General features: G+C 58.3%; 9 protein-coding genes and 2 pseudogenes. 2 read left to right on the plus strand and 9 right to left on the minus strand.

The features are described 5' to 3' along the window. Positions 1 to 79 precede the first annotated feature (79 nt). Positions 80 to 1036 carry a helix-turn-helix domain-containing protein gene (locus AC27VE_RS08075; RefSeq protein ID WP_488703525.1) on the minus strand — a complete coding sequence of 319 codons (957 nt, stop codon included), beginning with the start codon at positions 1034 to 1036 and terminating at the stop codon, positions 80 to 82. A gap of 147 nt (positions 1037 to 1183) precedes the next feature. On the opposite strand from AC27VE_RS08075, the gene AC27VE_RS08080 reads away from it, so the two are divergent. Next, a complete protein-coding gene (locus AC27VE_RS08080; protein WP_488703526.1) occupies positions 1184 to 2149 on the plus strand; it encodes a Bug family tripartite tricarboxylate transporter substrate binding protein in 966 nt (321 codons plus the stop codon). A gap of 190 nt (positions 2150 to 2339) precedes the next feature. Here AC27VE_RS08080 and AC27VE_RS08085 read toward each other — a convergent pair. The 7 genes and pseudogenes from AC27VE_RS08085 to AC27VE_RS08115 form a co-directional block, all read right to left on the minus strand. Next, positions 2340 to 2477 (minus strand): annotated as a pseudogene (locus AC27VE_RS08085) (ester cyclase); the annotation flags it as partial. 19 nt (positions 2478 to 2496) lie between these two features. Continuing rightward, positions 2497 to 5331, minus strand: a complete 2835-nt coding sequence (locus tag AC27VE_RS08090; RefSeq protein ID WP_488703527.1) for a DEAD/DEAH box helicase — start codon at positions 5329 to 5331, stop codon at positions 2497 to 2499. Beyond that, positions 5324 to 7267, minus strand: a complete 1944-nt coding sequence (locus AC27VE_RS08095; RefSeq protein WP_488703528.1) for a hypothetical protein — start codon at positions 7265 to 7267, stop codon at positions 5324 to 5326. The genes AC27VE_RS08090 and AC27VE_RS08095 overlap by 8 nt, the downstream gene beginning before the upstream one ends. Next, entirely contained in the window at positions 7264 to 8661 is a 1398-nt protein-coding gene (locus AC27VE_RS08100; protein ID WP_488703529.1) for a hypothetical protein, read from the minus strand. The genes AC27VE_RS08095 and AC27VE_RS08100 overlap by 4 nt, the downstream gene beginning before the upstream one ends. Positions 8662 to 8704: 43 nt before the next feature. After that, complete coding sequence (locus AC27VE_RS08105; protein ID WP_488703530.1) at positions 8705 to 10183, minus strand: hypothetical protein; 1479 nt, start codon at positions 10181 to 10183, stop codon at positions 8705 to 8707. Positions 10184 to 10484: 301 nt separating this feature from the next. After that, positions 10485 to 11376: pseudogene (locus tag AC27VE_RS08110) on the minus strand (IS3 family transposase). Between the two features lie 615 nt (positions 11377 to 11991). Continuing rightward, on the minus strand, positions 11992 to 14409 hold the full coding sequence (locus AC27VE_RS08115; protein ID WP_488703531.1) for a restriction endonuclease: 2418 nt from the start codon (positions 14407 to 14409) through the stop codon (positions 11992 to 11994). A gap of 385 nt (positions 14410 to 14794) precedes the next feature. Here AC27VE_RS08115 and AC27VE_RS08120 point away from each other — a divergent pair, with 385 nt between their 5' ends. Continuing rightward, positions 14795 to 18628 carry a hypothetical protein gene (locus AC27VE_RS08120; protein ID WP_488703532.1) on the plus strand — a complete coding sequence of 1278 codons (3834 nt, stop codon included), beginning with the start codon at positions 14795 to 14797 and terminating at the stop codon, positions 18626 to 18628. Positions 18629 to 19065: 437 nt separating this feature from the next. On the opposite strand, the gene AC27VE_RS08125 is transcribed toward AC27VE_RS08120, so the two are convergent. Then, positions 19066 to 24435, minus strand: a complete 5370-nt coding sequence (locus AC27VE_RS08125; protein WP_488703533.1) for an NACHT domain-containing protein — start codon at positions 24433 to 24435, stop codon at positions 19066 to 19068. Positions 24436 to 25519: the final 1084 nt, after the last annotated feature.

The raw sequence follows: 25519 nt of genomic DNA on the forward strand, positions 1-25519 counted from the left end.
CGGGATGGAGCTCATTCTGTCGCCAGGCGGCGCGCGGGGCTGTGCCCAGCGCGCCAGCGGACGCCGCCCAGGGCGTCAGTCAGCGGCGCGGCTGCCCTTGTTTGAGCAAATTGACGGGCAATTCGCCGTATCGCTCGGAGAACCGCCGCGTGAAATGGGAGAGATTGTTGAAGCCGCAAGCGAAGGCGGCCTCGCTGACGGTGCGGGTCTTGCCGGCCGCCAGCAGCTCATGCGCGAGTGCCAGGCGGCCCTGCACCACGTAGGCCTCGAACGACAGCAGGCCATGCCGCGCGAACAGGCGGTGCAGGGTGCGGACCGATATGCGGCAGGCGGCCGCCACCGTTGCGGGCGACAGGTCCGGGTTGGCGATCGCCGTATCGATGTGGCGCTTGACGCTGACGAAGCTCAGTTCGGTGGAAGGGGGCGCCGCGGCCTGCGCCACGGACGTGCAATGCAGCGCGACGATTTCGATGACGGTATCCAGCAGCGTGTCGACGGTGCGGTCCAGCAGTTTGACCTCCGTATCGGTCAACAGGCGTATGGCTTCGGTCAGCACGGGCGCGAATGGCATATCGGCCGGCAGGCTGGCCGGCGCACGCAGCCGCCGCAGACCCGGGGCGCGCGCGCTCAAGGCGTGGCGCGGTAGCAGGACGAGCCGACGCGAGGTCGCTTCCGGGAACGTGATGTCGAACGCGGATCCGGTGTCGAGCAGGCCGAATGCGCCCGGCCGCAGGCACAACTGCTCGTCACCCTGGGACATCAGGGCGCTACCCTGCAATTGCAGGCTGAGCATGAGGTGATCGCCATTGAAACGGCTGACTTGCCGCTGCGAGCGCCGGATCATGTGCGGTGAACTCGCGAAGTTCACAAGTCGGACTCCCGCGCGGTTCTGGCTCGACATCGTGCCGGCGAATCCGGCGTCAGGTTCGGCCCGGAATTCGGAGTCGAGCACGCCGGAGCAGACCGCGTCTTGCCAGAACGCCAGGGCGTGCTGGCCGTGATCGAGGGTGCTCCATTTGTGCCATTCAGGCGCCATATCGGCTCCGAGGTCCGTCGCGTGCTGTCGCTGCCAGCGGCATCGGCTGGCACGTTGGGTCGTGCCCAATGTAGCGAGGCGGTGGAGAATGGGCCATCCGTGCATTCCCCAGTAACGGCGCACTATGTTCAACGAATGGAGCGTGGCATGAAACGGTTTCTATCTTTGTGGGCGGGTGCGGTGCTCGCGGTGTCGGCCTGTTACGCCGCGGCGCAAGAATATCCGGCGCGTCCCGTGCGAATGATCGTGGGCTTTGCGCCTGGTGGCGGCAACGATATCCTCGCCCGCGTGATGGCCGAGCAGCTCCAGCGCCGCCTGGGCCAACCCTTCATTGTTGAAAACCGGCCCGGCGCCAGCGGCGCCATTGCCATCAGTGCCGTCAAGCGGGCAGAGCCGGACGGCTACACGCTGCTGGTGGGGCCAAGCAGCGGCATGACCGTCAATCCGGCCATCTACAACAACCTGGACTATGACCCCGTCGCCGATTTCGCGCCGATCTCCCTGGTCGGAGACATTCCGATGATCCTGACCGTCAAGGCGGACAGTTCGGCTCGTTCGGTGGCGGATCTGGTCGGTCAGGGCAAGAAGAACGGCAAGCCGCTGTTCGCCGGCTCGGGCGCCAATTCTTTCCAGCTTGCTACCGCACTCTTCGCCAAGCGCGTCGGCCTGGAAGCGGAGATCGTCAACTACAAGGGGAACGGCAGCGTGGTCGCGGCGTTGTTGGCCAACGAGATCGACTTCGCGCTGATCGACACGGCAGCCGTACTGCCCCAGATCCGCAGCGGCCGGCTGAAGGCGCTGGCCGTCACAGGCGCGAAGCGTTTTACCTTATTGCCTGACGTGCCCACCGTCGCGGAGTCCGGCGCGCCGGGCTTCGCGATGTCATTCTGGTCGTCCTTGTACGCACCCGCGGGCACCCCGCCAGCCGTCATCGAGACGCTGCAGGCCGCCGTGTCCGTCGCCGTGCGAGAGCCCGCCGTGGCCGATCGCTTGCTGGAGCTGGGCATCGACCCCGTCGGTAGTTCACCGCAGGTCCTGGCCGACACCATGGCCCGGGAGATTCCAATGTATGCCGCGGCCGCCAAGGCGGCGAACCTGGCGCCGGTACAGTAACTGCGTGGTTGGAGGCCTGGCCGGGGGTGCCAGCGGAAAGCTAAAGTACAGCTTGCCCCCACGATGGCCCCCCTAACTTGCCTGGCGCGCTGCTGGCGCATGACTTGCCGTCCGGCCCCAGCAGCGTGTACGTCTTTGGGCGATGAGCGCGAGGCAAAGGCGCCGACTCGGTGTTACTCCGTGGCGGCGCCTAGGCGTCGCTATTCCGAGCCGTTGGCTTGATCAGGCCGAGTTGCGTCAGCGCGGCTACGCCATCATCCAGTCCGCGCTCTTCAACGATCTTGCCGTCGATCACCTTCAACACCGTGGTGCCGGTGAAGTGCATCTTCGGACATTCTTCTCGCCATTCAATCCAGGTCGCTGCCACCGTAGGCGTGTTTTGGGACGTCGTTATCCCCGAATCGCGCCGGGTAAGGGTCTTGATGTTCTTGGTTGGCTATAGGCTTGCGTAAGAACTCCTTCCAGCCCGAGCGGACCAGGCTGATCTCCTTGTCGAAGGTGGACTGCGCGCACAGGTCAATCTTTTCCTCGACCGCATGCTTGCGCTCGATGAAAGAGCCAACCTGATCTTCATCGAACGTGCCTTCCAGGTAAGGATAAAGGATGTCCAGCGTGACGCCGCTTGGGTCGTCATCTCTGAGCAGGTTGTTCACCTTTCCGAATAGCCGATCTATCCTGCCGACACGCTGTTCGTTATCTCCGGGCGTCCATGCGATGCCGTAGTGATGCACCTTGCGGCAGTGCAAATGCAGGTTCACACCTTCCTGGAAAACCGATGTGGTGACGAGCGTGTTGGGATAGAAAGGACTGTTGAATCCCATGATTAAGTGCTGACGGTGGCTGGATTCTCCGCTGGCGTGGGCCGCGGGGCTGGACAAGGACGTGAATGTGCGCCATCCCTGGCTCCAGTCGCCCGGAGCGCGTCCTGCAATCTTGTCGCAGAGTTGCTCAAAGGTGGTCAGTGCCGCAGCGAAATAGCGTAGCAGTAGCGAGTCGCCTATACGAGCGCTAGCATGGTTGAAAAATGCACGGTAGCGGTGCATCACGCCCGTCCCGGTATTGCTCGTAGCGCGTTCACAATGAGCCTGCCAGGCGTAAAGCTCGACCATGACCGGACTGGCGAATAGCAATCCAGATTTAAGGTAATGGCTGAAATTCTCTGCGATGTCAGGACGCATGGTTGCCCAGCGCTTCAGAATGTCCTTGGCGGGTTGAGGCAGCAGCGGTACGACGAGTGACCAGACCGTCCGGACCGGACCGTTGTCATATTGCTTCAGGGCTGCTTCAGCAGGTGCAGGGTCTGTGAACTTTCCCTTGACGCTCTCCTGCATCAAGGGGAACCGGGCCAGGCGCTGAGCCAGCGCCGCCTTGCAGTAATCCGCACGCAGCTTGTCGCCCTGCGGGTACTCATAGAAGTAGTCGTACCCCGCTGTCAGATAGTCGGCGGAGGGCTCCAGGAACATCGCGTGTAAGCTGGTGCTGCTGCGTAGTTTCCGGCTGAACAGGGACGCATGCGTAGCGCGCTGCGCAGCTGAATTCTGTCCGATCTCGTTGTTCTTTCGATTCGTACTCCGCGTGACGAAGAGAGCGGCGATGCGAGAGCCGAGGCTTGCAAGCGCTGAGTTCTGTTGCGTGGCCTCTCTGTCCTTCTCATCATCGTCGTCGTTGTCGTTCTCCTCTTGCACGTCGAATCGGTCGCCGCTCGGTTCTTGGGGGGCGAGCCGCTTTTTGTCGATGATGGCTTCCAGGCCGTCACGCGACCAATGCTGTTTCTCCCAGAGGTCGAAATCCCTGTCGTCGGCCTCCCAGGCTTGACAGATATGCCGGGCAAGCACGCGATCATAGCGTTCGTTTAACCTCTGGGTCAGTTCACGCACCGATGGAATACGACGCACGAAGACAAGGTGCTTGTCTTCGTGCAACGCACGTTCCGATCTATCGAAAAGAGCGGGGGGCAGGCATTCGTCAACGAGCCGGTCGTACTTGGGATGTGCCGGGGCTTCTGTGTGGTGCTGCCTGAACTCCTCGCTCAGACTGCGGAGCAACTCGGTATCGCCAGCCTTGTGGAAGTCTTCAATGCGGGGGGCTTCCAGCGTCTGTGCGTCGTCCTCCTGGAGCCCGGTCTCTCGCATATCGCCAGGCCCGGCGGATTCAAAGCCTTCCAAGAACCCGTACAGCATTCGGCGCTTTTCTTTGGTGGCGCCGAGCTCGTGCACCAATCTACGGTGATAGAGCGCAAAGAAGACCTCGGCGCTGTGCTGTCCGGCGAAATTGCATGGCATGGCATGCTCGGCGCGGTACTGGTGTTTGGTGAAGCCCGTACCTGCCATGATGCGCAGGCGTCGCAGAGCATGAGCGCGCATGAGGTCTTCCGGGTCGCATTCGCGCAGTTTGGCGTGGGTCTTGAGGAAGAAACCCAGAATGTTGGGCACGTCATCCAGGCGGGTATGACTCGGCGTGGCGGTCAACAGCAGCGCTCGCTGGGCCAGCCGGTTGTCCGGGCCACCGAAGAAGGCTTCAGCTGCTGCCACGCGCTGCGAATCGCCGTCTGTATTGCGGAAGTAGTGTGCCTCGTCCACTACGACAAGGTCGAACCCGTCTGAACCCAGTGCATTCTTGATCCGTCGATGGAACTCCAGGGCTACGGATTTCGCCCTTTCTTTTTTGCTGGATTTTTCGTCGCCCTTGAGCAATCCGCTCAACGCGCGGATGCTGGTGATGTAGAGCTGGATAGGCGCCTGTTGCTCAGATTGTTTTTCGATGGCCTCGGTCAGTTCTTTCAATCCGTAAAACGCAGCGGCGGCCGGAATGGCCTGATCGCCCTGCTTCACTCTGCCGTCAGCCTCCCGGTAATGATGCTTCACGAAGGCCGCCAGCTCGTTTTCCCAGTGTTGGCAGATGTCGCGGTTGGGCGCCATTACCAGTATCCGCGCCTTCGGTCGCATTCGCCACAGCAAGGTGACCACGCCCAGGGCCTGGAAAGTCTTGCCTGTTCCCACCTCATCGGCGAGCAGGGCCACCTTGTGGCGGGACAGGCCATTCCAAAGATGGGCAACCCCTTCGGCCTGACGCGACGACATGCTCTTCTCGTCCGAACGATAGCTCCAGTAGGCGTTGTCCTGTTCGAAGTTGATCCATTGCGAGACCTGCTCGGGTCTCAATCCCCCCCATTTGCTAACCATGCTGCTCCCACTGCTGGGTGATCTTTTTGAGGTAGCCGGCCGCGACGGCAGGCGCTTTCACTGCGGGCAAGCGCAGAGCATGCCAGCGGGATGGAGGTACGGGTTCATATTGAGGCTCCCGTTGCTTGCGACCTCGGATAAGCTTGCGGCGCTTGGCTTGTGCGCTTTCGCACAGCCAGTTCACTTCCTGGACAAGGAACCAGTGGAAGACCTCTCGATTGGGCTTTTCGAGTTCGCTGCGCACCTTCTCGATCAGTTCCAGCAGGCAGCCCGGCCACATAAAGACCTGCTGGTCGAGCCGCTCAAGCTTCTCCAGCGCCAACAGCTTTTGCTGGAATGCATGAGTGGATTGGAACAGACGGAAATAGCCGAGAGGAGTTCGATAGTCCGCTTCCTGGGGCCTGTCGTAGTTTTGAGGCGGCTCGTCTGGCGTTTCGTCGGCGAATGTGTCCGTGTCCAGTGGAATGCGGAAGGGCAGGGTGCCGAGTTCTGCGGCGTCGTCACCCATGGCAAGCGCGTCGAACAGGTCTTCCAGGGATTCGAAATGCTGGGCGCGCCGGGCCGAGGTCTGTAACTCGCTGACGAGGCCGCGCATCACCAACGTCGTGCCGTGGAACACGCAGAACACCCGATCGTGCAATAGCGCTCGGTCGTCCACTTTTAGGCGCTGCGGAGTCACGGGCTTGCTGTGCCCGTTCCATTCCAGCGGTTTGTGTCCGGTCACGCCCGGGAGGGCTATCTCGTAGCCGGCTTGCGGTCTGCCTTCCATCCACCGGCCGGCGAATGTGTAGGCCTGCGAGTGCCAGTCGAAATCCACGTGCAGGTCGAATGGCGGGAGCGGGTCCACGACGAGTCCTTCGTCCTCCAATTGTTGCGGCGTGGCGCAATCTTCACGTTCTACAGCGACTACATCGCCGCAGAACTGCTGCCATTCATGTTCATCAGCGATGATAAAGCCGGCTTCGATGTTGTTGTCCTGATGCCATTCCCCGTTGTCCTTGCGCAGGCTGTTGGAACCAGGGGCTGTGAAGTTCCACGAGCCTATGGCCAGTTTTCCCGCTACCTTCCAGACCTTGGCATGGCGCAACTCCGTGTCGGTGTCCGGGTTTGGGGGAGGGGTGTGGAAGCTCAATCGTCGGGCTTGCTGGAGCTGCGTTAGCGCTGGGCTCCATTGGGTTCGCACATGGCCGGTCGAACGGTCGGTGACCAAGTGCACCTGCAGCGTTTGTGCATTGGCGGCGCGTTCAAGTCGCTCTAGAAACTCTTGGAGATTCTCCGGCAGATAGGGCGACCAGATAGCGAGGTCTGCATCTTTCGCTCCGTAAAGCAGTTGCTCGGGGAAGGATGTGTTCTGGTAGCTGTGCACGAATTGCCAGGACTCTGCTTCACCTGAGAATCGGGGTTGTTGGGCCATGGGGCAGTCGATGTCCACTGCGTCGCAGAGCTGCTTGAAGAACCTTCGTATCTCTTTGTAGTTGCCGTAGCTTTTCACATCAAAAAAATGAAAAGCCTCGAGGTTTCTTCCCCAGCCGGAGGGGGTGAGGTTGGCGCTTCCCGCCCCAATGATCCGGTGGCCCTTGCTATCTTCCAGGTAGATGATCTTCGGGTGGAACAGGCTGTTGTTTGAGAACCCCTGCGTGTCGCTGTCCCATGTCCGTTGGGGCCGGATGCCGTGGACGGGTATGCACGTCCGCTTGATACGATGTGTTTCAAGGAACCTGGGATCGCAGAAGATCCGGAAATCGATCTTCTTGAGAGTCAGCTCCTGCTGCAGTTGTTCGTATTCGAGCCGATTGCGGGGGGGAGTCGCGCCCAGGGTCGCGGGCAGCACATGCCGCTCGACGAATTCGATGTCGGTGTTGAAGCTGGTGAACCAGGCATAGCGTAGGTCGTCCAGCCGTTCGACTTGTTTCAGCAGTTCGGCAAGGAGTTTCATATGCCGACGCCCTGCAGACCGTTCACCAGGCTGGTAAATTGCGGAAGATAGTAGTTGTTGATCCAGGAGCCGGGGGGGCGATTCGTTGGCTGCGGCGCGGCCGCCGTGCGCGCATGCACCTTGATCTTGGTGCCGTCTTCTATGGAAAGCCAGGCGGATTGGTTTCGGCCCTTCATCACCAGGCCGTGGTATTTCGTCAGCGCCCGAACTTGCTCCTGGGTGTTACCCGCACGGGCGACCTGTTGCAGCGCGACGAAGCGCAGGCCGGCCCGCGTGCCGTTGAGCGCGGGCAACTGCATGATATCGCCCGCGCGGTCTGCCAACTCGGGTAAGTGGGCGTCGCCGCGGCAGAATGCATCGCGCCAAGTCTCGGTCACAGCGTCCACGGTGCATTGACGATCAGAGGTCATCAGCGAAAACAGCAGCGCGCAGTCCGCGAGAAACGGTTCGACCCGGGCGATCTGCTCCAGCTTGGCCTTGTCCTCGGGTTGCATGGCGTGTTCAATCGCCCGTTCCACGATTTCCCGTGCATTGGCATCGCCGTTCCCGTCGGCCAACAGCACATCGAAGATGGCACCGGCGGCGCCTGTATCGAGACCGGTCTCCGCGAGCCAGAAGTCCCGTGCATAGGCGCCGACGGCAGGCGAGGAGCCGAAGGCCGCAGCGTAGTCTTTACTGAGGGGACAAGGGACGCTCTCGAAGGGGATTGAGCCCTTATGTCTCAGCGTGAGAATCTGTTCTTTGAGAAAGCGGTAGACCGCGCCTTCCAGCCTGGCGAGCGCGCTGTGGCCCGTTTGGCATATGAAAGCTTGGGCTCGCGACCAGCAGCGTTGGAATCTCGGTAAGTGGTATTGGTAATCCTTGTCGAAGAAGCCAATCTTCAGCAGCGGTGTCTTGTATCGACCACTGACTCCGAGACCGAGTTGGCGCACGAGGATTTGTCCGATCGATTCGTGAGTGAAGATAAGCTGAGTCCGCTCTTTTTCCTGATCCCATCGTCGCCTTGCCTTGGAAATGCCCAATACGCCAATGGTCTCCACTCCCGGTCGTTTCTCGTGCCGCAGCAAGGAGAAGACGAACAGGTTTTCCAGAATAATCAGGCAGGCCTGTTTGAAGGCCAGGGCATTCTTGTCACCGTATTGGCTCCGGAGAGATGTACTAAGTTTCACCTCATCATCGAGCACCAGTTTGCGTATCAGGTGATGATGGAACAGATTCAGCGTGTAGTTACGCACGTCGTTCGATACCGAGTTGACTCGGTCGTCGAAGACCTGTCGGCCAAGGGCGGACCAGACGATAAGCGTGCCAATGGGATCGATGTAGGATTCGCCGAAGAGGGAGTCGTCGTACTCCGTCAGGTAGGCCTCAAGAAAGTGGGGCATGTGGCCGGTCATGGTGGGTTCAGGCGGGGCATTGTCGGACAGCGTGTTGGATGGGCTACGGCTTCATAGACAGAATTCGCTGTATCGCCTGGAAAAAGTCTTCACCCCCTTTGTTGCTTTGAGTGAGAACAAAAGAGACATCCTTATTCGTTGAAGAACGTCTCACTGTGATCTTCCTGTTCATGATGCCGCTGATACTCGCTGAGCTGATTTCCGACCAAGGCAAGTCGTGGACTTCGCCGAAGGCGAGGCTGACATGAAGACCACGGCGGGAAAGTGCAGCTCCCGCGTCTCCGCTTCCGAACACTGTGTCGTCAAAGTAAAAAAGCACCTCGTCGCTGCTCAAGGAATGGCGGTATTTTTCAGTGAATTTCTTGATTTTTTTCTGAGGGATATCGGGGGCGACATAGAATTTTTTATCTGGGTCTGAGCTGAAAGCCCGAGTCGCATCGTTCGCCTGAAAAGCGCCAATCTCTCGTTGGTCCGCAATCTGATTTGATTGCTGCTGGTCCAGAGCGGCTTTGGCGTGTTGGCTGGCCGCTTGATCCGCTGCCGCCACGCTCGGCTTCTCGCGGTCAGGTGGACGCAGCGTTTGCTCCACGGGCGCTTTGAATTCGGCGAGTGAGAGATTGTTGGAAAGTCCAAGAAATGCGACGCGGGCGGAAAATTCCTCTTCTGAATTAATCGTGCCGCAAGCGCATTCGTTTCGCACGATCTGTTGCTTTCTGCCAGTCAAGTCGATCAGGGAGAACGAATCACAGATTGCCTGCATTTGTCCCGCGGCGTCACCGAAATTCTGCAGCCATACTTCGTATGGCCGAGGATTGTAGGGATAGAACTCTATCGCCTTTTTCAGGGTTTGCCTGAGTTCGGCCGCGGCCAAGCCAACGCGTTCTATGTTGGCAATCATCTTCTCCGACTTTTCGCGCTTTTCCCGATTCTCGAAGACTTCGATTTCCTCTTGGCCCGAACGAGTTGCCAGTTCAATCTCGACGAAATGCAAATCAACTGCGAGTTCAAAGAAGAGATTCGTGATTCTGCGTCGATAGCCACGAGACTGGACGTAGTCTTTCCTGAACTCGGCGAATTTTTCCTCTTGCAGGGCATCGGCTGCAGCATTGAATGCGTCGTGAAGCAAGCCGGAGCCCATGTTCAGCAGACCGGCTTTTGCAGCCCCACTCAGCGCACCGCTCAAGCCGAATCCTCCGCCGCTCCAGCGAGAACGACTGTCCTTTCTGGCCTCGCGATGCAGCTTGTCGTCTTCGACCGTCGAGCGCTTGTCAAGGTAGTCCTCGAAAAGAGCCTCACAACTATCCTTCAGCCATGTCGATGTCTCGACAAGGCGTTCAAAAACATCCTCTGGCGAATACTCGAAGACGGCGTGCTCCGTGCCCAGTCTGCGGATGCATAAATCCAGGGAGGGGGACAGTCTTTCAAGCAGGACATCCGCAAAGTTCTCTATGAGATTGTCGATGTCGTAGAAATCAGAGAATTGCCGCTCGATAGTCGCTGACAGTTCCTGGGCCTGATTCATATACGCAAGCCTGATTCTTGAGTAGGTCAAGAAGGCCGTGTTGTTTTGAAAGTCAGGATATATGGGTTGTGTAGGCGTCAGCTGCATTGTGGTTTTCGATTCGGATGAGACTCCGCTTGTCCGCGCGAAAGTCTGCCTGGGGTTTCGTAGTGGGCTTGCTGCAGTGCTGAAAAGAAGAACATGGATTTGCAACTATTAACGGCAGATTATTTTCGGACTTTATGTCTGCGGCGCAGTGTATTTTTTATAGTCTTCGCAATAAACCAATTAGAAAATTCCATTCCGAGCGTAAGCACCCCTGTCAAGTAGACATTGGCGGATAGACGATCGGAGCGAGGGTTAACCGGGGCATGAAGTGCGCCGACGGGAGGCCGCCCAGCGACTCATGGGGGCAATATTCGTTGTAATCGACGAGCCAACGTTCAGTGATTGCTTGGACCTGCTCAAGGTTGGCGAACAGATGTGCATAGAGCACTTCGGTGCGGTAAGTGCGATTGAAGCGCTCGATAAAGGCGTTCTGATTCGGCTTTCCCGGTTGGATATAGCGGATCGAAATGCCCTTGGCCGCGGCCCATTCGGTAAAGGCCTCGGAAATCATCTCCCGGCCGTTGTCCAGGCGTATGGCGTCGGGAGGCGCATAGCAATCGATCAAGCGGCTCAAGACGCGAATCAGGCGCGCCGAAGGGATGGACATGCCGACCTCGATGGCTAAGCATTCCCGATTCGCCTCATCGATTACGTTCAGTGTCCGGAACCGTCGTCCGCAGTAAAGCGCGTCGTGCATGAAGTCCCGCGCCCAACAGCGATTGGGTTCTGTAGCCAAATCCAGCGGCTGTCCAGGCCGCTCTGGTAGCCGCTTTTTACTGCGCCGAGGCAAGTTCAAGCCCATATCGCAGTACACCTTGAGAGCTTGGCTTGCACCAGCTGTTCCACCACCTCGCGCCTGGCCGACGGCGTCAGGATTTTCGGTTTAGGACGTCCTTGATCGCCGCATTCTCCAGCGCCAAGTCTGCAAACATGCGTTTGAGCTTGGCGTTCTCAGCCTCCAGCTCACGTAACCGCTGCAACTCGGACACCTGAACACCCGAGTACTTGCTCTTCCACAGGTTGTACGTAGCGTTGCTGATGCCGTGTTTGCGGCACAGTTCGGCGACCGGCATGCCGGCTTCGCCCTCCTTCAACACGGCAACAATCTGGCTCTATGTAAATCTGCTTTTCTTCAAGGGAATCTCCGACTCATGGAGGCCCCGAAATTCTACCGGCTGGTGCCTACCTGAAGGGGGAGCTTACGCTTCCTACTCTGGTATCCGAACTCATAGCAGTCCCTCGAGACGTCGGAGTCTCCTTCGCAAAGCCCGTCCGGGCATGTACCAAATCTGTGGGCTTAGACAGTCGAGCCAATTTAATCGCGCTTATCGCGAAGTTCGCCGTTCTTCAACCTGGAGGCGGTCCATCTGCGCAGAATAGAAGATGATCTCCGCACAATGGCTGGTGTTGCCCGCCGAAGCCGAAAGGCGAACTTCAACGAAAAAGGCGAACTTTATTCCTGCTGCTCAGGGATGAGTACTGCAAATTAAGTTCGCCTTTTTTTGTATAGGGCATGAGGGAAGTCTATGCGTTGCTCAAAGTTCGCCTTTCGCAAAGCCGGCGCAGAAGAGCTGGATTTGTTTATGTGAAAGTTCGCCTCTTACAGGCGAACCACGCATACAGACTCCCGTCGTGCCCTCGGCCTTCTACTTGGAGACGGTCAGGCGCAGCGTCGCATCGGCATTTCCGCCGAACGCAGGAGCGATACATGAGAGATCCATTTAGCCGTCATTCTTCAGCAAGTCGGCAAATCGCTCACCGTCGATAATCTCAAACTCGAATTCGGCAGCAGTCGCGATAGCTCCTGACGAGAACCTGCTCGTCGTAATCAGGATCCCCCGACTTTTTAACGCCCCTCCCTTGTCCGCAAGCGTGATCGCGCCGTAAAGCTCGCGCACGACCTCTGGCCCGACGGTACGATGCTGTGCCCAGCATTTGCACTGGACGATCCACGATTTGTTGTCCCCGTCCACGGCATAGAGATCGACACCTCCATCTCCGTCCCTGTTTGCCGATTGGTGGACGACCGCCAGCCCCCGCCGCGTCAACAGACGAAGACAGTCCTTTTCAAAGTTGAACCAAGCGGGTCTAGATCCGGTCGGGGCGGTAGATATCTCATCGAAGATCATCCGTGAGGCCGATCTGCTGCGGTAGACCCTGATTCGCTCCTCGTCGCTAGCATTACCTCTCTCGTGAGGGCGAACGAAAGTGAAGCCTTCCGGTACATGCATTCCGTATCTTTGTGCGAGAAATCGCTGCGCGGCCGACGCACTGGCTACTCGCCTAAGATGCGGCGCAACCGCATGCTTAGATCGGCCGGCACTCGTTTCACCTACGGCAAAGCGACTGGAATGGGGAGTCGAGTAACGAACTCGAGGGAGATAGACAACGGTCCGAATGTCTCTACCTCGAATCCGACGACGCATTGGGCGTACGTTGAAAAGACTCTCTCGTTCCTCGACGACTAGAAAATCGCGAATGATGGCGGCGGCGATAAGCTTGAGGCTAAGCTCTGCGTCAGAGTTCCACTCGACCTCGCTTCCGTCCTCGCGTGGACGAATCAAGTGTGCTGATGCCGCTCTCGGTGGATCGCCAGCGATGCCGATGGCGACGTGGTGATATCGTTCTGCGTCATCTAAAAAATGGCAGGAAAATTCTCCGTCGGTTTCAAATATCCTAGCCGCGACGAAAGGGCCGAAGTCCACCTCGACGCGAGCACCCCACGGGATTGACCACTGTCTAGCGTCCTGGGCCTCCCGAAGCATCCTCTGGATTGCTGCCTCCGCTTCATCATAGGAGCCTTCGAGCGCCACGCTCCGCAAGGACTGGCAGATATCCGCCAAGGGCACTGGAAAATCGTGCGGCGTCATTCGCAATCCAGCATCCAGTAAGTCCATTATTTCCAGGCCACACCGCCAAAGTTCCTTAATGTCCTCGAGTGGAGCCTCCATGTCGATGCCTGCGGCCCTCATCTCGAGTCGGTGGTCTGAGGTGTTGGCTATCCAGGGGCGATGAGAACCCGAATTGGTAAATCGGGCATCAAGCAGCGTTGCTTCGAACATGCTCTTAGCTGCCTCGGCCAATAGGTCATCCTGCGCATCAAGCAAGATGCGCATTAATTTGTCTAACAAGCAGTAGAGCGAGTGGGGATCGTTGAGAACGGCGAAACAAGCCTCATAAGAGATTTTTGCACTCGGTTCCGGCCCAGCCATCCCGGCGAGCCAGTGGCCTATGAGCGGTGTGCGCTTCACCAGGGCGGTGGCGCGCTCTTGCAACGGTCCGGGCTCCAGCCACATGCCGTAGGCATCAACGATTGGGCGGACACCGTCGATAGTCTGGCGGTCGACGATCGCTTGGACGAATCCCGCTGCCCGGCCACGGTTCCATAGAGCCTGCCGCCCCCATGCCGCGCGTGCGCGATCCCGTTGTTCAAGATCGTCTGCCCATGGCCCCTTGTGAGCGAGTTCAGCCCACGCGTCCGAGGATGTGTCCGGCCATAAAGGTATCTCGTGCCGATCGTCGCTGCCAGCGACGCCATCTAGGCGGAATGGGTCGATCCGTTCATGAATGTTAGAACCAGGAATTCCGGGCGTTAGAAACTCCCACTGAGCGTCGATCGCACTGCGTGACGGCGTGTCACTGTCAATGCCCGCATATAGATCGGCCTTCATCCAACCCGAGTTTTGTCCGTTTGGAGTAGCGGCCGTCATGAAGAAGCGGCCATTCGTGCGGAGAGCCTCGACGACGGCATCAGTGCTGGAGCGGATCCAGCGCACATGTGGGCGCGGGTTCTTTTCGCGGGTGAGGATCGTCAGGGAAAACAAAGTTGATGGAGTGTTATTCCATCTCCACCCGATTGCCGCGCATTCCCCAGCGTGGCGAACGCGTTTAACAACATCGGAATCGTGTGCGATAAAGACGATGCAAGGCACACCATCATCGTCCACCCAGGCGGGTCCGAAGAACCGCTGCCCAACCGTTGTGCCAATGAACTTAGACAAAAGCTCTTTCAGGAAATCATCCGGAATAGGCAAGGCACCTATCGCGGTTGCTCGAGCGAATGGCATATTTGTTGTTCGAGTCCGACGCGTCCCTTCGGGTTGGGCGATTTCTGGAGAGTTGGTTTTGTCGTCGCGCATGTTTGATGTCTGAGCCACAAGTATGAAGTGATCATATGCTGACAACAGGAATTTGCCAGCAGTGTTTTGTTGGGGGAGTTTCCAGCCTTGCCTCTGCAAGTAGCTTCCGCTCTAGATCCATTGCGGATGTTCATCGTTGCTGACATCTGCTCTGCAGCGGCAACGGTTTCTCAACTCTTCAAATTAAATGCCGGTAAGCTACTGTTCAACGCTTGATATGAGCAACGTAGCCGGCTCGTATTGGGGATTGCCGCTCGATGGAAGGGCTATACGACATCATGTTTCCTTGCATTCCCTGTTCCAAAACTTGCAGTTTTATGAGAAGACGTCTTCACAAGACATCGTGCTCTAGCCGCCGTTAGGAACGAATGCGCGACGAATCTGTTTGGCCATCGAAAAAGGGAGGTTTGGTTTGGCGACAAGAGCTGGCTCTCATGCGGGACGTGGGTTCCGATATCAGGATGCGGTTGCGGCAAGCCTTGCCGTGGAAGGCTTTGTCGGCAAGTCTGGGTACGGCAGCGTCGTGCCTGAAGGGGGCGACGATATTGAGCTCAGGACGGCCAGCGCTAGAACGCTTGCGCAGGTCAAGTCACGACGCGACCACATGGGCCCATTTTCAGCTCGCTCTGTGGCGGGCTTCGTCAGGAAAATGTGGGATGAGAAGGGGCTTCAACCTGACGATCAGTTTTTGCTGGTGCTCGAGAGCAATGTTGGTGAACGCGGCGCTGCCATCCATCAGTTGCAGGACCTTTCCGCCTATCCGACCGTCGTAGCCGAGCTGAAGGGATACAAGGGGCTGGTCGGCCTCATTGCGCGAACCAAATTGCTTGTGCTACCTGACCCTCGCGGAAGCGCTATAGCCCAGATTTCAGCCAGGCAGGCATGCACCGCCTTCGAAGCCGAGATGTACTTCGCGGACCTCATGGGCGTGGTCGGGCGTCTTTCTGATGACAACGGCACACGCGTCGCGAGCGCCTATCTTCGGCTTGCCGTGTCTGATATCCAGCAGCGGTTCGACACGCTACGACCGCTTTTGACATCAGCGATGGTCGAGGTGGCGCTGACTGAGGGCTTATGTTCACCTGTGGATTTCCTGACGCCTAATGAGGATCCGCTGTTCTACCTGGGTGTCGATGCGCAGGCGTCCCATGTGGCCGCAGGACTCGTTGTGGAACGCCCGGAGCTCCGAGGGGCCGTTCTAGAAGGACTAGAGACCCGCAGAAACGCGCTCATTCACGGCGCTTCCGGCTCGGGAAAGTCCGCAGTGCTTTGGGAGGCCGCGTACGCTAGTCGACACGCAGTGCGTTGGTTTCAAGTTCGCCGCCTGCCGCCGGCCGCCATTGCGTCACTCGTCCAGCTTGCGCGCTCTAGGCGAGCGACGTCAGATGCACCCGTGGGCTTCATCATCGATGACGTGGGTCGAGGGTTATCCGAGGGTTGGACGGCGTTGACCGCGGAGGTAAATCGCACTCCCGGGCTGTTGCTATTGGCCTCTGTACGAGAGGAGGATCGCTACCCTCTGGTAAATAACCGTCGCGCTGCCCAAGTCAAAGTTCAGGGCGACGACATCCTAGCTGAACGAGTGTGGCGAGAGCTGAAAGATCGAGGGCAAACCGCTTGGCAAGGATGGCGAGAACCTTGGGCGCTGGCGGGGGGGCACCTGCTTGAGTACACCCACGTGCTAACCCAGGGTCATCGATTGAGCGAGACGCTGCACGCGCAGATTGCGGCGCGCGTTAGCGACGTCACTCTACACGACGAGTTGGATGTCTTGAGGATGGTGGCTTGTGTGAACGCCGCGGGGTGCGGTGCCGAGGTGTTAGAGTTGCCTCGCATCTTGTCCAAACCCGCGACCACGGTCTCGCTCGCGCTGACCAGGCTCAAGGATGAGCATCTGGTTCAAGACGCACGTGATGGCAGGATCGTGGGGCTGCATGAGTTGAGATCTGCAGAACTCCTTCGCCTGTCTCACGAATTCCCACCGCCCTTGTTGTCGACGACGGCCGCAAGTGCGGTTTGGCTGGTGTCGGCATCCGAGATGTCTCGGTTTCTCGAGCGCACGCTCTCCAGGCACGACGGGTGCGACGACGCGGTAATTGAAAGTCTGGCGCTCCGATTGGGGGCTGCGCCCACACCTGCGCTCCTCGGCGAAATTCTGACGGGTCTGGACCGCGCGAACGCGCATCGGGTGATAGGACGATGGCTCCAGACCCCCGAAGCACAAGCGGTAGCGAAGTCGTTGCAGGGAACGCCGGCTGGACTCGCGATTGGCGACATTGAGCCACCGGACATCGGTCCGACGGTACCCGCATCCCGACGCTTCACTGAAATTAGGGCTGAGGTCATCGCTTCAGGTTTGACCGCTCGCCTTTTGGCTCGGTTAGCTCCTAGCGATCTGCGCCGCGCGCTGCAGGCGGCGAGCAGTGTGGGAGACTTGACGCGGCTCATGGCTTCGTTGCTCGGTCAAGTCATCCCGACTTCGCACTTGGGAGAGCTGGCCGCACTTTCTCCCCCACTCATCGAAGCGGACTTTCAAGCCGTAGTCTCGCTACTCCAAATCACAGCAAAGGTCGACAGGGCGCTGGCAATTAGTTGGGTCAATGAAGTAGGACAAGACGCGTTGTTCCGGCGCTTCTCCGACAATGTGGCCTGGGCTGAGGCACCGAATCTGAGCACATGTGAGGAAGGTCAAGAGGCTCGCTCAGATATCTGGTTTGTAGCAACGTCCGTGCAGACCGACCTTGATCACGAGGTATATCAGACTTGTGCGACCTTACTGGCGCTGACACCTGCAGCAGATGTTGTGTCCAGCGACGCGCTCGGACCTGACGGGGCCATTGTTCCGTCCACACTCGGAGACTACCCGCTTGTCAGAAAACGCATGCCCAGGGCGAACGTTTTCGTGCCCGAACAGGTCGCCCGCAATCGTGCGTGGCTAGCCATACTCAACGCGTACTTGGCTACTGAGAGTTACACCGCCTATCTAACGCAATGCCTGGAACTGCTCAAACTGCTCGTCCCGAACCTCAGAGCGCTTCTCGACGGGCAGTTCAGAGGAAGGAAAGACGACAAGGCGCTCAAGGCGTTGGGGGCCGTATACGAGGCAGCCATCAGTTTGGTGGCGCCAGAGGAGGAGCAGCCAGCTGGTGAGGTCCGTAGGGGGTCGAGGCTGCCCTCGATCCTGTCCAGTTGCTCGACGGATCTCGTCCACAGGTTTCTTGCGCTGCCGCAGGGTGCTCCGGCCTACATGGGTTGGCTTGGCGACATCCAGAAGAGCATCACGACTGCGGCGTCCGAGGAGCCATGGGATGTATTGTCAATCGAGGCTCCGAAAGAGTTGGAAGAGCTGCGGATCCTCGCGGAAATGATGCAGATGATGGCCGGTGAATCTGAGAGAAGAGGGCTGCATCCGTTCCTCACCCATCGGAGTAACACGGCCCCAAAGGGGAGTGCGCTTGGTAAGGCGGTACTCGCCACGCGCCGATATCGCGAAGCAGAGTTCAAAGGCCTGGAAAGTCGACTGAGGACCGCGCTGACCGCGATTAGCCCTAGCATCGGCGTTCATTTGCTGGCTGAGGCTACCATCCCGGTGGTGTGGCCGCCTGCGGACGTGCTGATAACCTTGCCTGAGAACACCGAAGGAACAGGTGTGGACCTAGCGAGTGTCTGGCCAGCCTGGCGTGCTCTCGTAGACGACGGGCGCAAGATTTGCATCTTGCCTGTCATGAATGGGCTCGGATTGACGAACCTTGCTAACTCTGGCTTCGATACGTTGTTCCCGGTTCTACCAAATGAACTGGCACAACCTTGGTGCGCCGCCGCAGGGCTAGATGCAGCTCCGCTTGATTTACTGAACGGATTTACGCGTCTCACCAACTCGTTGGCAGAGATCCAGGGAATCGGTGCCTACTGGAGAAGCAAGGGAACCAGGACGCCCGAGGAAGAGCGCGTCAACCAGGCGGTCTTCGATACCCTCGACGAAGCGAGGGAGGCTTGGAGCAACCTGGGTCTTACCGATGACGTCAAGGGGGCTGGGCTGCAGCTCGTGGATGCCGCTCTTCAAGGCGAGTTCCCGATTGCAAATGCCGCCGCAAGGTTGCTGCACGGCGAGCGGACCGAGACTATCGAAGTCATCGAGTCATTCGTCCTATGGCTTACCTTGTTCGACTGCCAGCGCGCAGGTGAGCGCAGTGTACAAGCTCGGCAATGGCAATCATGATCTATACCCACGTGCTCAAGCTTGATGGTGGCGCGGCGGAGCCCTTTTTGGCTCCTGCTCAGGACTGATCTACTGCAAAGCAACCATTGCTGAACTTCCGCTTTGTTCCTGGAACGGTCCGGCAAGGACAAATATTGGCCGAGAGATTTATGGCCGTAATCGGTCCCTCATTGATGTCCACATCCGACCCCTTTCGGACGTTTAAGCACGCCACGTTGGATGACGGCTTTGGCCTCAAGTCGGTCGTTAAGCAAGTCACACAGCATCCCATAAGCGGACATGCCCCCACGCGCCGCCAAAGCGGCACGTGGGGGCAAAAAAGCAGGGAGTTGCTGGCTCGCCTCGCATGAGCCGCTAGTCAATACTGCTTGCTCCAAGTTTTGAGGATGCCAGGTATTTATTGTCGCGAGGAGAAACGAGAAGCAACCAGTCGATTGTCATTGGATCGGGTGGCGGGCCTGCACGCCCTTGAATGCCTCGGTTTGTTCAAGTGCAGCGCTTCTTCGATCACCAAGATCGATGAGCGCGTCAAGAATCCACAGCAGACCCTGAGCCTGATCGGGCCGTAGCGGAAAATTGGTGTCGGCAAGTTGTTGCACCGCCGCCGCTGTTCGTGCGGGAAGACTAGTCCCCACCCAGTTGCCCTTTGCGTTGTCCAGCTTCGCGAGTACCGCGCTGACCTGCTCAATGAAATGGTCGAGCGGGTACGCGCTCCCGGCGCGCTGACATAGCAGAAGAAACTTCGACATGACGAAGGTCGACCATCCCGTGGCGGTCACCAAGCGAGTCACCGTCGGCATGATCAGCCCGATTTTGGACCAATCGCCATTTACGAAGCGGGCGGCTCCCATAGCCCTTTCGACATTGACCATTAGAAGGGCCTCAATGAGTTTCGGCATATCACGGCCGGAGATTTCTCCCGCGCGGTATCCGCCCGGCCGAAACGTGCTGTCAGCGATTACGTGGTCGACGCAGAGACCCAGCAACTCAAAAGTGCCGGTGGGTATTGCTGCGGCATCCAGAACGTGGCGCGTGACTAACCTGTCGGTGAATGCGGCGATAACATTAAGTTCGTCATCATCGTGATTCTGCAAGAAGGGCGCAAGAAGCTGTTCCTCAACGAAGGCAAGATCGAAGAATGGCGCTGCACGCGCCAATACATCGCCCAGCGCGTCGTTCCAACCAATCAGACCGGTGGTGCGGTCGCGCCGCCGTCCCGTACCTCCCGGCGGGTTCATACGCAGTACGGTCCAGTCGACGAGGCTTCGGATCAACGCGAGCACAAGCGGCTTTGTTTCGTCTGAAGTGCACCACATCTCAATCGGGAAATTCCCGAGGTGTTTATCGGCACGTTGCGGATCAAACAGCGGGTCAGGTTCAGACCATCGATCCGTGTCGTCAGCATCATCCTCGTCATTCGGATCGGACGCCAACTTGACCCAAGCGGCCGGCATCGGGCCAAAAGGTTCAAACTCCCTTGACTCAAGTGCCTTGAGGGCACGATCAAGAGCAGCCCTCGCCGCCAATATTGCCGTACGGCTATCCCGCTCGCCGTCCCCGTTTATCACTGGTCGGTGGTAGCGCGCCCTTTCCAGCACTAGCTGAGCGGTGACCCACGAAACATGGGCATCGGGGTCGGAAAGTAGCGCTGTAAAGGCGAAGTCTGCGGCCTCCTCGTGCGGGTGAGCCGTCAACCAGACCAACCGCCGGACAGGCTCGAGGTCAGACGGATTGTTGCGCCGCAGGTGAAGCAATGCGAATATCAACTGCAGCACAGGATGCCACGCGATTTTCGAGCCGTAGGAAAATCCCTTTGGCTCCCTCATGCCATCGATCCGCGCCAGTACATCTATCGCCCATTTGTAATCGTCGGATGCGGTGCCACTGAAACAGATGACACACGCAGCGACCGCCGCGACCAAGCTTTGGGGCGTGTGGCCGTCGACATCCAAACGCTCCGCAAAGAGCGTAGGGTGGTCCAGCGGACGAGCAAGCGCGACGGCATCCGTCAGCGTCTTGTCTGTATCGATAGCGAAGGCGCGGAGCGATTTCATTGCCCACGCTAAGACGTCGTTTTGCTTCAAGTACACGCCTGCTGCTTCGCTGCGTCTAATAGTCTCCGGCGAAAGCGGTGGCTGATATGCAACCATGGTCCGATTGTCGGGTGTGCGATATCCCTGGTAATTTTCGACAACGGCAAGCGCAGCGTATTCCTCCGCCTGCTTTGTGAGCGCGAGTTGGGAGGCTGGATTTGAGCGTTGCTCTTCCAACTCATAGGGGAGCGTAGTGACAAAACTCGCCAATTCCTGCTTAAACCGCTCCTTGATCCCTTCACCGCCATTGATCGCGAATTGCATGGCGAGCTGTTTGATGTCGCGAAATCGGCTGGGCCGCTTGTCGAGATAATCCTGCGCAGCTTTCTTTTCGCCCGTTAGCCGATTAAACAGTCCCAATCCAAAAATATCGATATTTCGAGTTGGCTCCTGACGAACACGCGTGATGTCAAATGACCAAAGGCGCTGGCATGCCACCAGAGCCAGCGTGACTTCGGAGATATGTAAAGTCTCCAACGCCAAGCGAAGCGCTAGGCCCGGAGCGGCGATCGCTTCGTTGCCTTGCAAGACGAGTTTGATCACCTCGTCAACGGGTCGGCCGCTTTCGATTTGACGGAAGGCCCAGTAGCTCATGGCCAGAAAAGCACATTCAAGGGGCTGCGCGTCAAGCAGGCCAAGCTGCCAATTGTAAACGGACCAATCGCCCCCAAACTGCTGCTCACCCCACGGGAAGGTGATTTTCACAGGGATTGGCGTGCCGTGTTGGCGGCGCGTGATGTTCGCGATCTGCCGCCAGCCGGTTGTTCCATGATTGGCTAGATCATGCACAAGTTGCAAGGCAACTTCCGGCTTCTTATCGAAGAGGCTGGCGAAGGGTTCATGCCTCGCTGAGACCGGGTAATAGAAGTTGTGATGCCGGTCAATCCCGATCTCCTCGCGTCCAAGACCGTTATAGCTATGGGGGAGGGAGAAGGGAACTTGTTCAAGCACGCGCCTCTCGACCTCGGTCCGCTCACTTTCCGGCTTTTCGCGGATTTGCTGGATCCGCTCGAATTTTTCGCGCTGTTCGCGCTTCTCTCGGTCAATGTGATCTTGCGGCAGTTCCTGCTGTAGCTCGGCCTTCGTGACCGCCGCCAACTTTTCGGGCGAGACTTCCGCCATCATCCAGGCGAGCGCCATGAGGTCAGAATACGCGTCGCGGCGCATTCGCTCGTTGATGACTGCACGGTCGAAGAGCGTATTAGCGTATTGAGGAAACGCCCGCGCGGCGCGCACGACAACGATCCTCAGCGCCGTAGCAAACTGCTTTTGCGCATCGCGACCAAGTTCGTCCCACCGGCTACGCTCAGATACCAGCTTTTCAGAATAAGCCGCTTGCTCTAAATCGATCAGCCACTCTGCGCAGATGGCAACGATGGCTTTTGATCGCGCCGTGCGGAAGCCAAATAACGCGTTCTGCCAAACGGAGAAGATTTCGACGACCCTGGGAAGGAGCCGGACAGGTAGCGTAGCTGCGAGCGGCAGAAGCCAGTCAAGAAAACGCCCCCAACTTATGAAGTCCGAGGGCCAACTCAGAAGCTCAGCAAGGCCTACCTGATCGAGCCCTGATCGACCGGGAGAGGCTTGGGCAAGGACAGTCGGGCTAGGAATTGTATGTTGGGCCTGGAACCAGACTAAGAGTTTTTCGAGTAGCACATAGTCGTTAGTCGCCACAAGTTCAGTGAATTCGTTCTGTCTATAGACGAATGCGCTTGTGAACGGTGGTGCGGTTAGCCATTCCCGACGCCATTGGGGCCGAAGCGTGGATTGATCTAAGGCAGTGTAACTGGCTGACCACTTACCCGGCTCTGTGATCGAATGCTGAGCCAAGAGTCCGACGACGCGGCCGAGGAGTGGGGGCTCGCCAGCCTCCGCCAGCCCTTCGATCCACGTGTCGCCCAGATCGATGAGAAGGCGGAAAAACGTCCATTCAAAGAATATGTCGTGCGAAAACGAAAAGGAGGCGTCGCCATTGTTTCCACGTAGGAGCAAGTCGCTCTTCAGCGCCGCGATGTGCATAAACGTGGGCTGTGCTAGCGAGCGGGCCGCGACATTCTTCCCAAGGTTGGCGACTCCCTTTTCCGCGATATCGAGGAGCGCGCGTTGCCGCTGCGGCACGACTTCCGCCGGGGCATCGTGTCCTGCTCGAGTCCACCAAGCGTTGATGAGATCGACCTCTGTCTGCGGCTCGGTCGTCCCATTGCAAAAGCTTCGGGCGAGCACTGCGGCGAAGAACGGGCGCCGCGCAATCGCTTTCACTGACGGCGCGCCCATCAAAAGGTGATGAAGACCGGGTTTTTCCTTCGCCAGGACCCCAGCTTCGTCGTCGTTGAATGGCTCGACCTGAACGTCCCCAATCTGAGTGCCGCGATAGAACGTCACTGGAAACCAAGCGCGATATGTTTCAAGCCCTTGGTCGCGTGAGGTGGCCAGAACCCGCCAATTGTTGAGACCAGGGTTAGCTTCGATCGCATTGAGGATGTCGAGAATGATCCGTTTCTGGTCGGGGTTGATGCGATCGATCCCATCAACGTAGAGTGTAGCCGTGCCGGCTGCACCCATCTCTGCGAGGAGGTCATCAAGCTTCCGATGCTTGACGCCCAGCGCTGCAGCAAACTCCACCCAGCTCTTCCCGGTCAGTCGGTCTGACTTTAGGAAAAGAATCGGCCCGCGCTGCGCGGCCTCTGTGGCTACCCGCTTAAGCACGACTGATTTGCCGCACCCCGGGAGGCCGCTGATGTTTACCACACGGCTGGCGCCAAGGCGCTCGTGTACGGCTTGTTGAAGCGCGGCCCGGTCAACCTCGAACCCGTCGATGCTCTCGGCAATTTCGTTGAGACCATCCCTGGAAAACTGAACAAGGATGTCGATGTCGCCGCGAAAGCTCGGTGAGACCCTTAGCCGGACGACACCACGAAGTTGCACGAGTAGAGTAGTGCGGGTCCATTTCCGGGCTGTGCCAGCGCCATCGCGAACAATGCGGCAGAGGCGATCAAAAAGCAGGACCTCCTGCCCATCCTCGTTGCTTGCAACAAGCTCTTGAAGGCGGTTTGTGATCTCCGTCCAAACGATGCCGGTCTCTTTGAGGCCGCTAAGTCGAGCGGCAACAAACTGACGATAGAAGTTCCAGTCGTCCTCGGCGCTGCATGCCCCGATTAGCGGGGCCATCTCGTCCCTAAGAGCACGTTCAGCGGCCGCGGCTGCACCACCTTCTGCAAAGCGGCGGTCAAAATCCGCGGGCGTAGGGCTACTTACCGCCCAATCAATGAGGCGGTTGAGCGACCGATGTCCGGCCTCAGCCACATTCTCGACGACGTAACCGTAAGCGTCCCGATCGACTTGAAAACCCGGAGTCTTTCGGGTCTCTCTCGCCCGGTTGAGGACATCGCGGAAATCCTTGTTAGTCGCGGCCCCGCTCACCGTGATGGTGGACTTCACTTGAAGACCCAACATTCTCGGACCGTCAGCATCTCGAAACTCGACGATAAGATCGTCCATCGGCTGGCCATGTCCCGCTTGCTGGACGGCAACGCTGCTCACGGTGCCCTGCTGAAGCATGGCCTTCTCATTGCGAAGAAGAGCCGACAAATAATAGGCGACCACCTTGTCTTCATAAGTGAAGCCACTGCCACCGGTCAGTTCGGTGGATGTTGCCTGTTTTTTCTCGACCACACCCTGCAGTGGGGCCCGTTTGTTGTTTGCAGACTTAGTCAAGCTTGCCTCTAATCAAATTGTCAGCATTCATCCGAGCTTGAAATGCAAAGCTCCCCCAACGACCGACTGCTGAATTGGAGTCGAGTCTAGCTTAGCGAGAAAAATGAGGGAATGGCGCATGCTGGCGGTAGCGTCTATGTTTGTGCGGTGTAAAGTGGGCTGTCCGTTAATGCAGAACTTCGACACTAGTCGAGTTGGCGCAGGTTCGAGTCGCTCCATTTTGCCCAACCACGTAACCCGTTGACCTACCAGTCTTGTCGATCTACGATGAAACACGCGTTTGTCATATCCGGGGAATAGCGCCGTGGTGCAAGGTGCCGTTTTTCGAAGCAGCCGCAGTCAGGCCATAAGACTGCCCAAGGCCATTGCGCTTCCCGAGAGAGTGAGACAGATCGATGTTGTGGCACTTGGTCGGACCAGGATCATCACACCATGCTGGCGAAGCATGGGACGGACAGCTGGTTCGATGCCACGGGTGTAACGCCTAACTTCATTGTGCACCGTGAGCAGCCGGCCGATCAGGAGCGCGACCAATCCTTGGGGGCGGAAGAGCCAGATTTAACAAAAGCGGTTCGTCCAAGAGGCCTTGATCGGACCGAGGCGTTGTCGTTTCAGCGGAATGGCCGCGAGTCGTATTTTACGTATATGTTTGGTCGGTCTATATGATCAAGACATCCCGCCCCAAGCCTCACATGAAGACCGTTTCGCGATACTCCACGATCGCTAAGCGTTCCTCGGAAAACAAAGTGCCGCCAGGGTCTCAGTCAGACGCAGACGGGAATAGTCCGGTCGGGAAGACTGCGGGTAAGCCGGTTCGGATAAGGGTTCTTCAAATCCAGGTACCGGTCGGCAACCCATATGACATCGGTACACGGGCAACTCTGCAGGCCTTGCGGCAATCTGGTGTGCTGACGAAGAGTGGAAAGCTAGGCAAACCCTTCCGATGACTCTTGAGGGCGGTTGATCCGATCAGTCATCCCAATTCCACGGATCTTGGTCGGAGGTCAGCATGGAAAAGGGCCACGGAGAAGGCATCTAACGGACCTAGGCCTTGGGCCTAATAAGCGGGCCTGAAGAGGCCGCC

This window comes from Achromobacter sp. 18P8.1.1, from assembly GCF_057799415.1.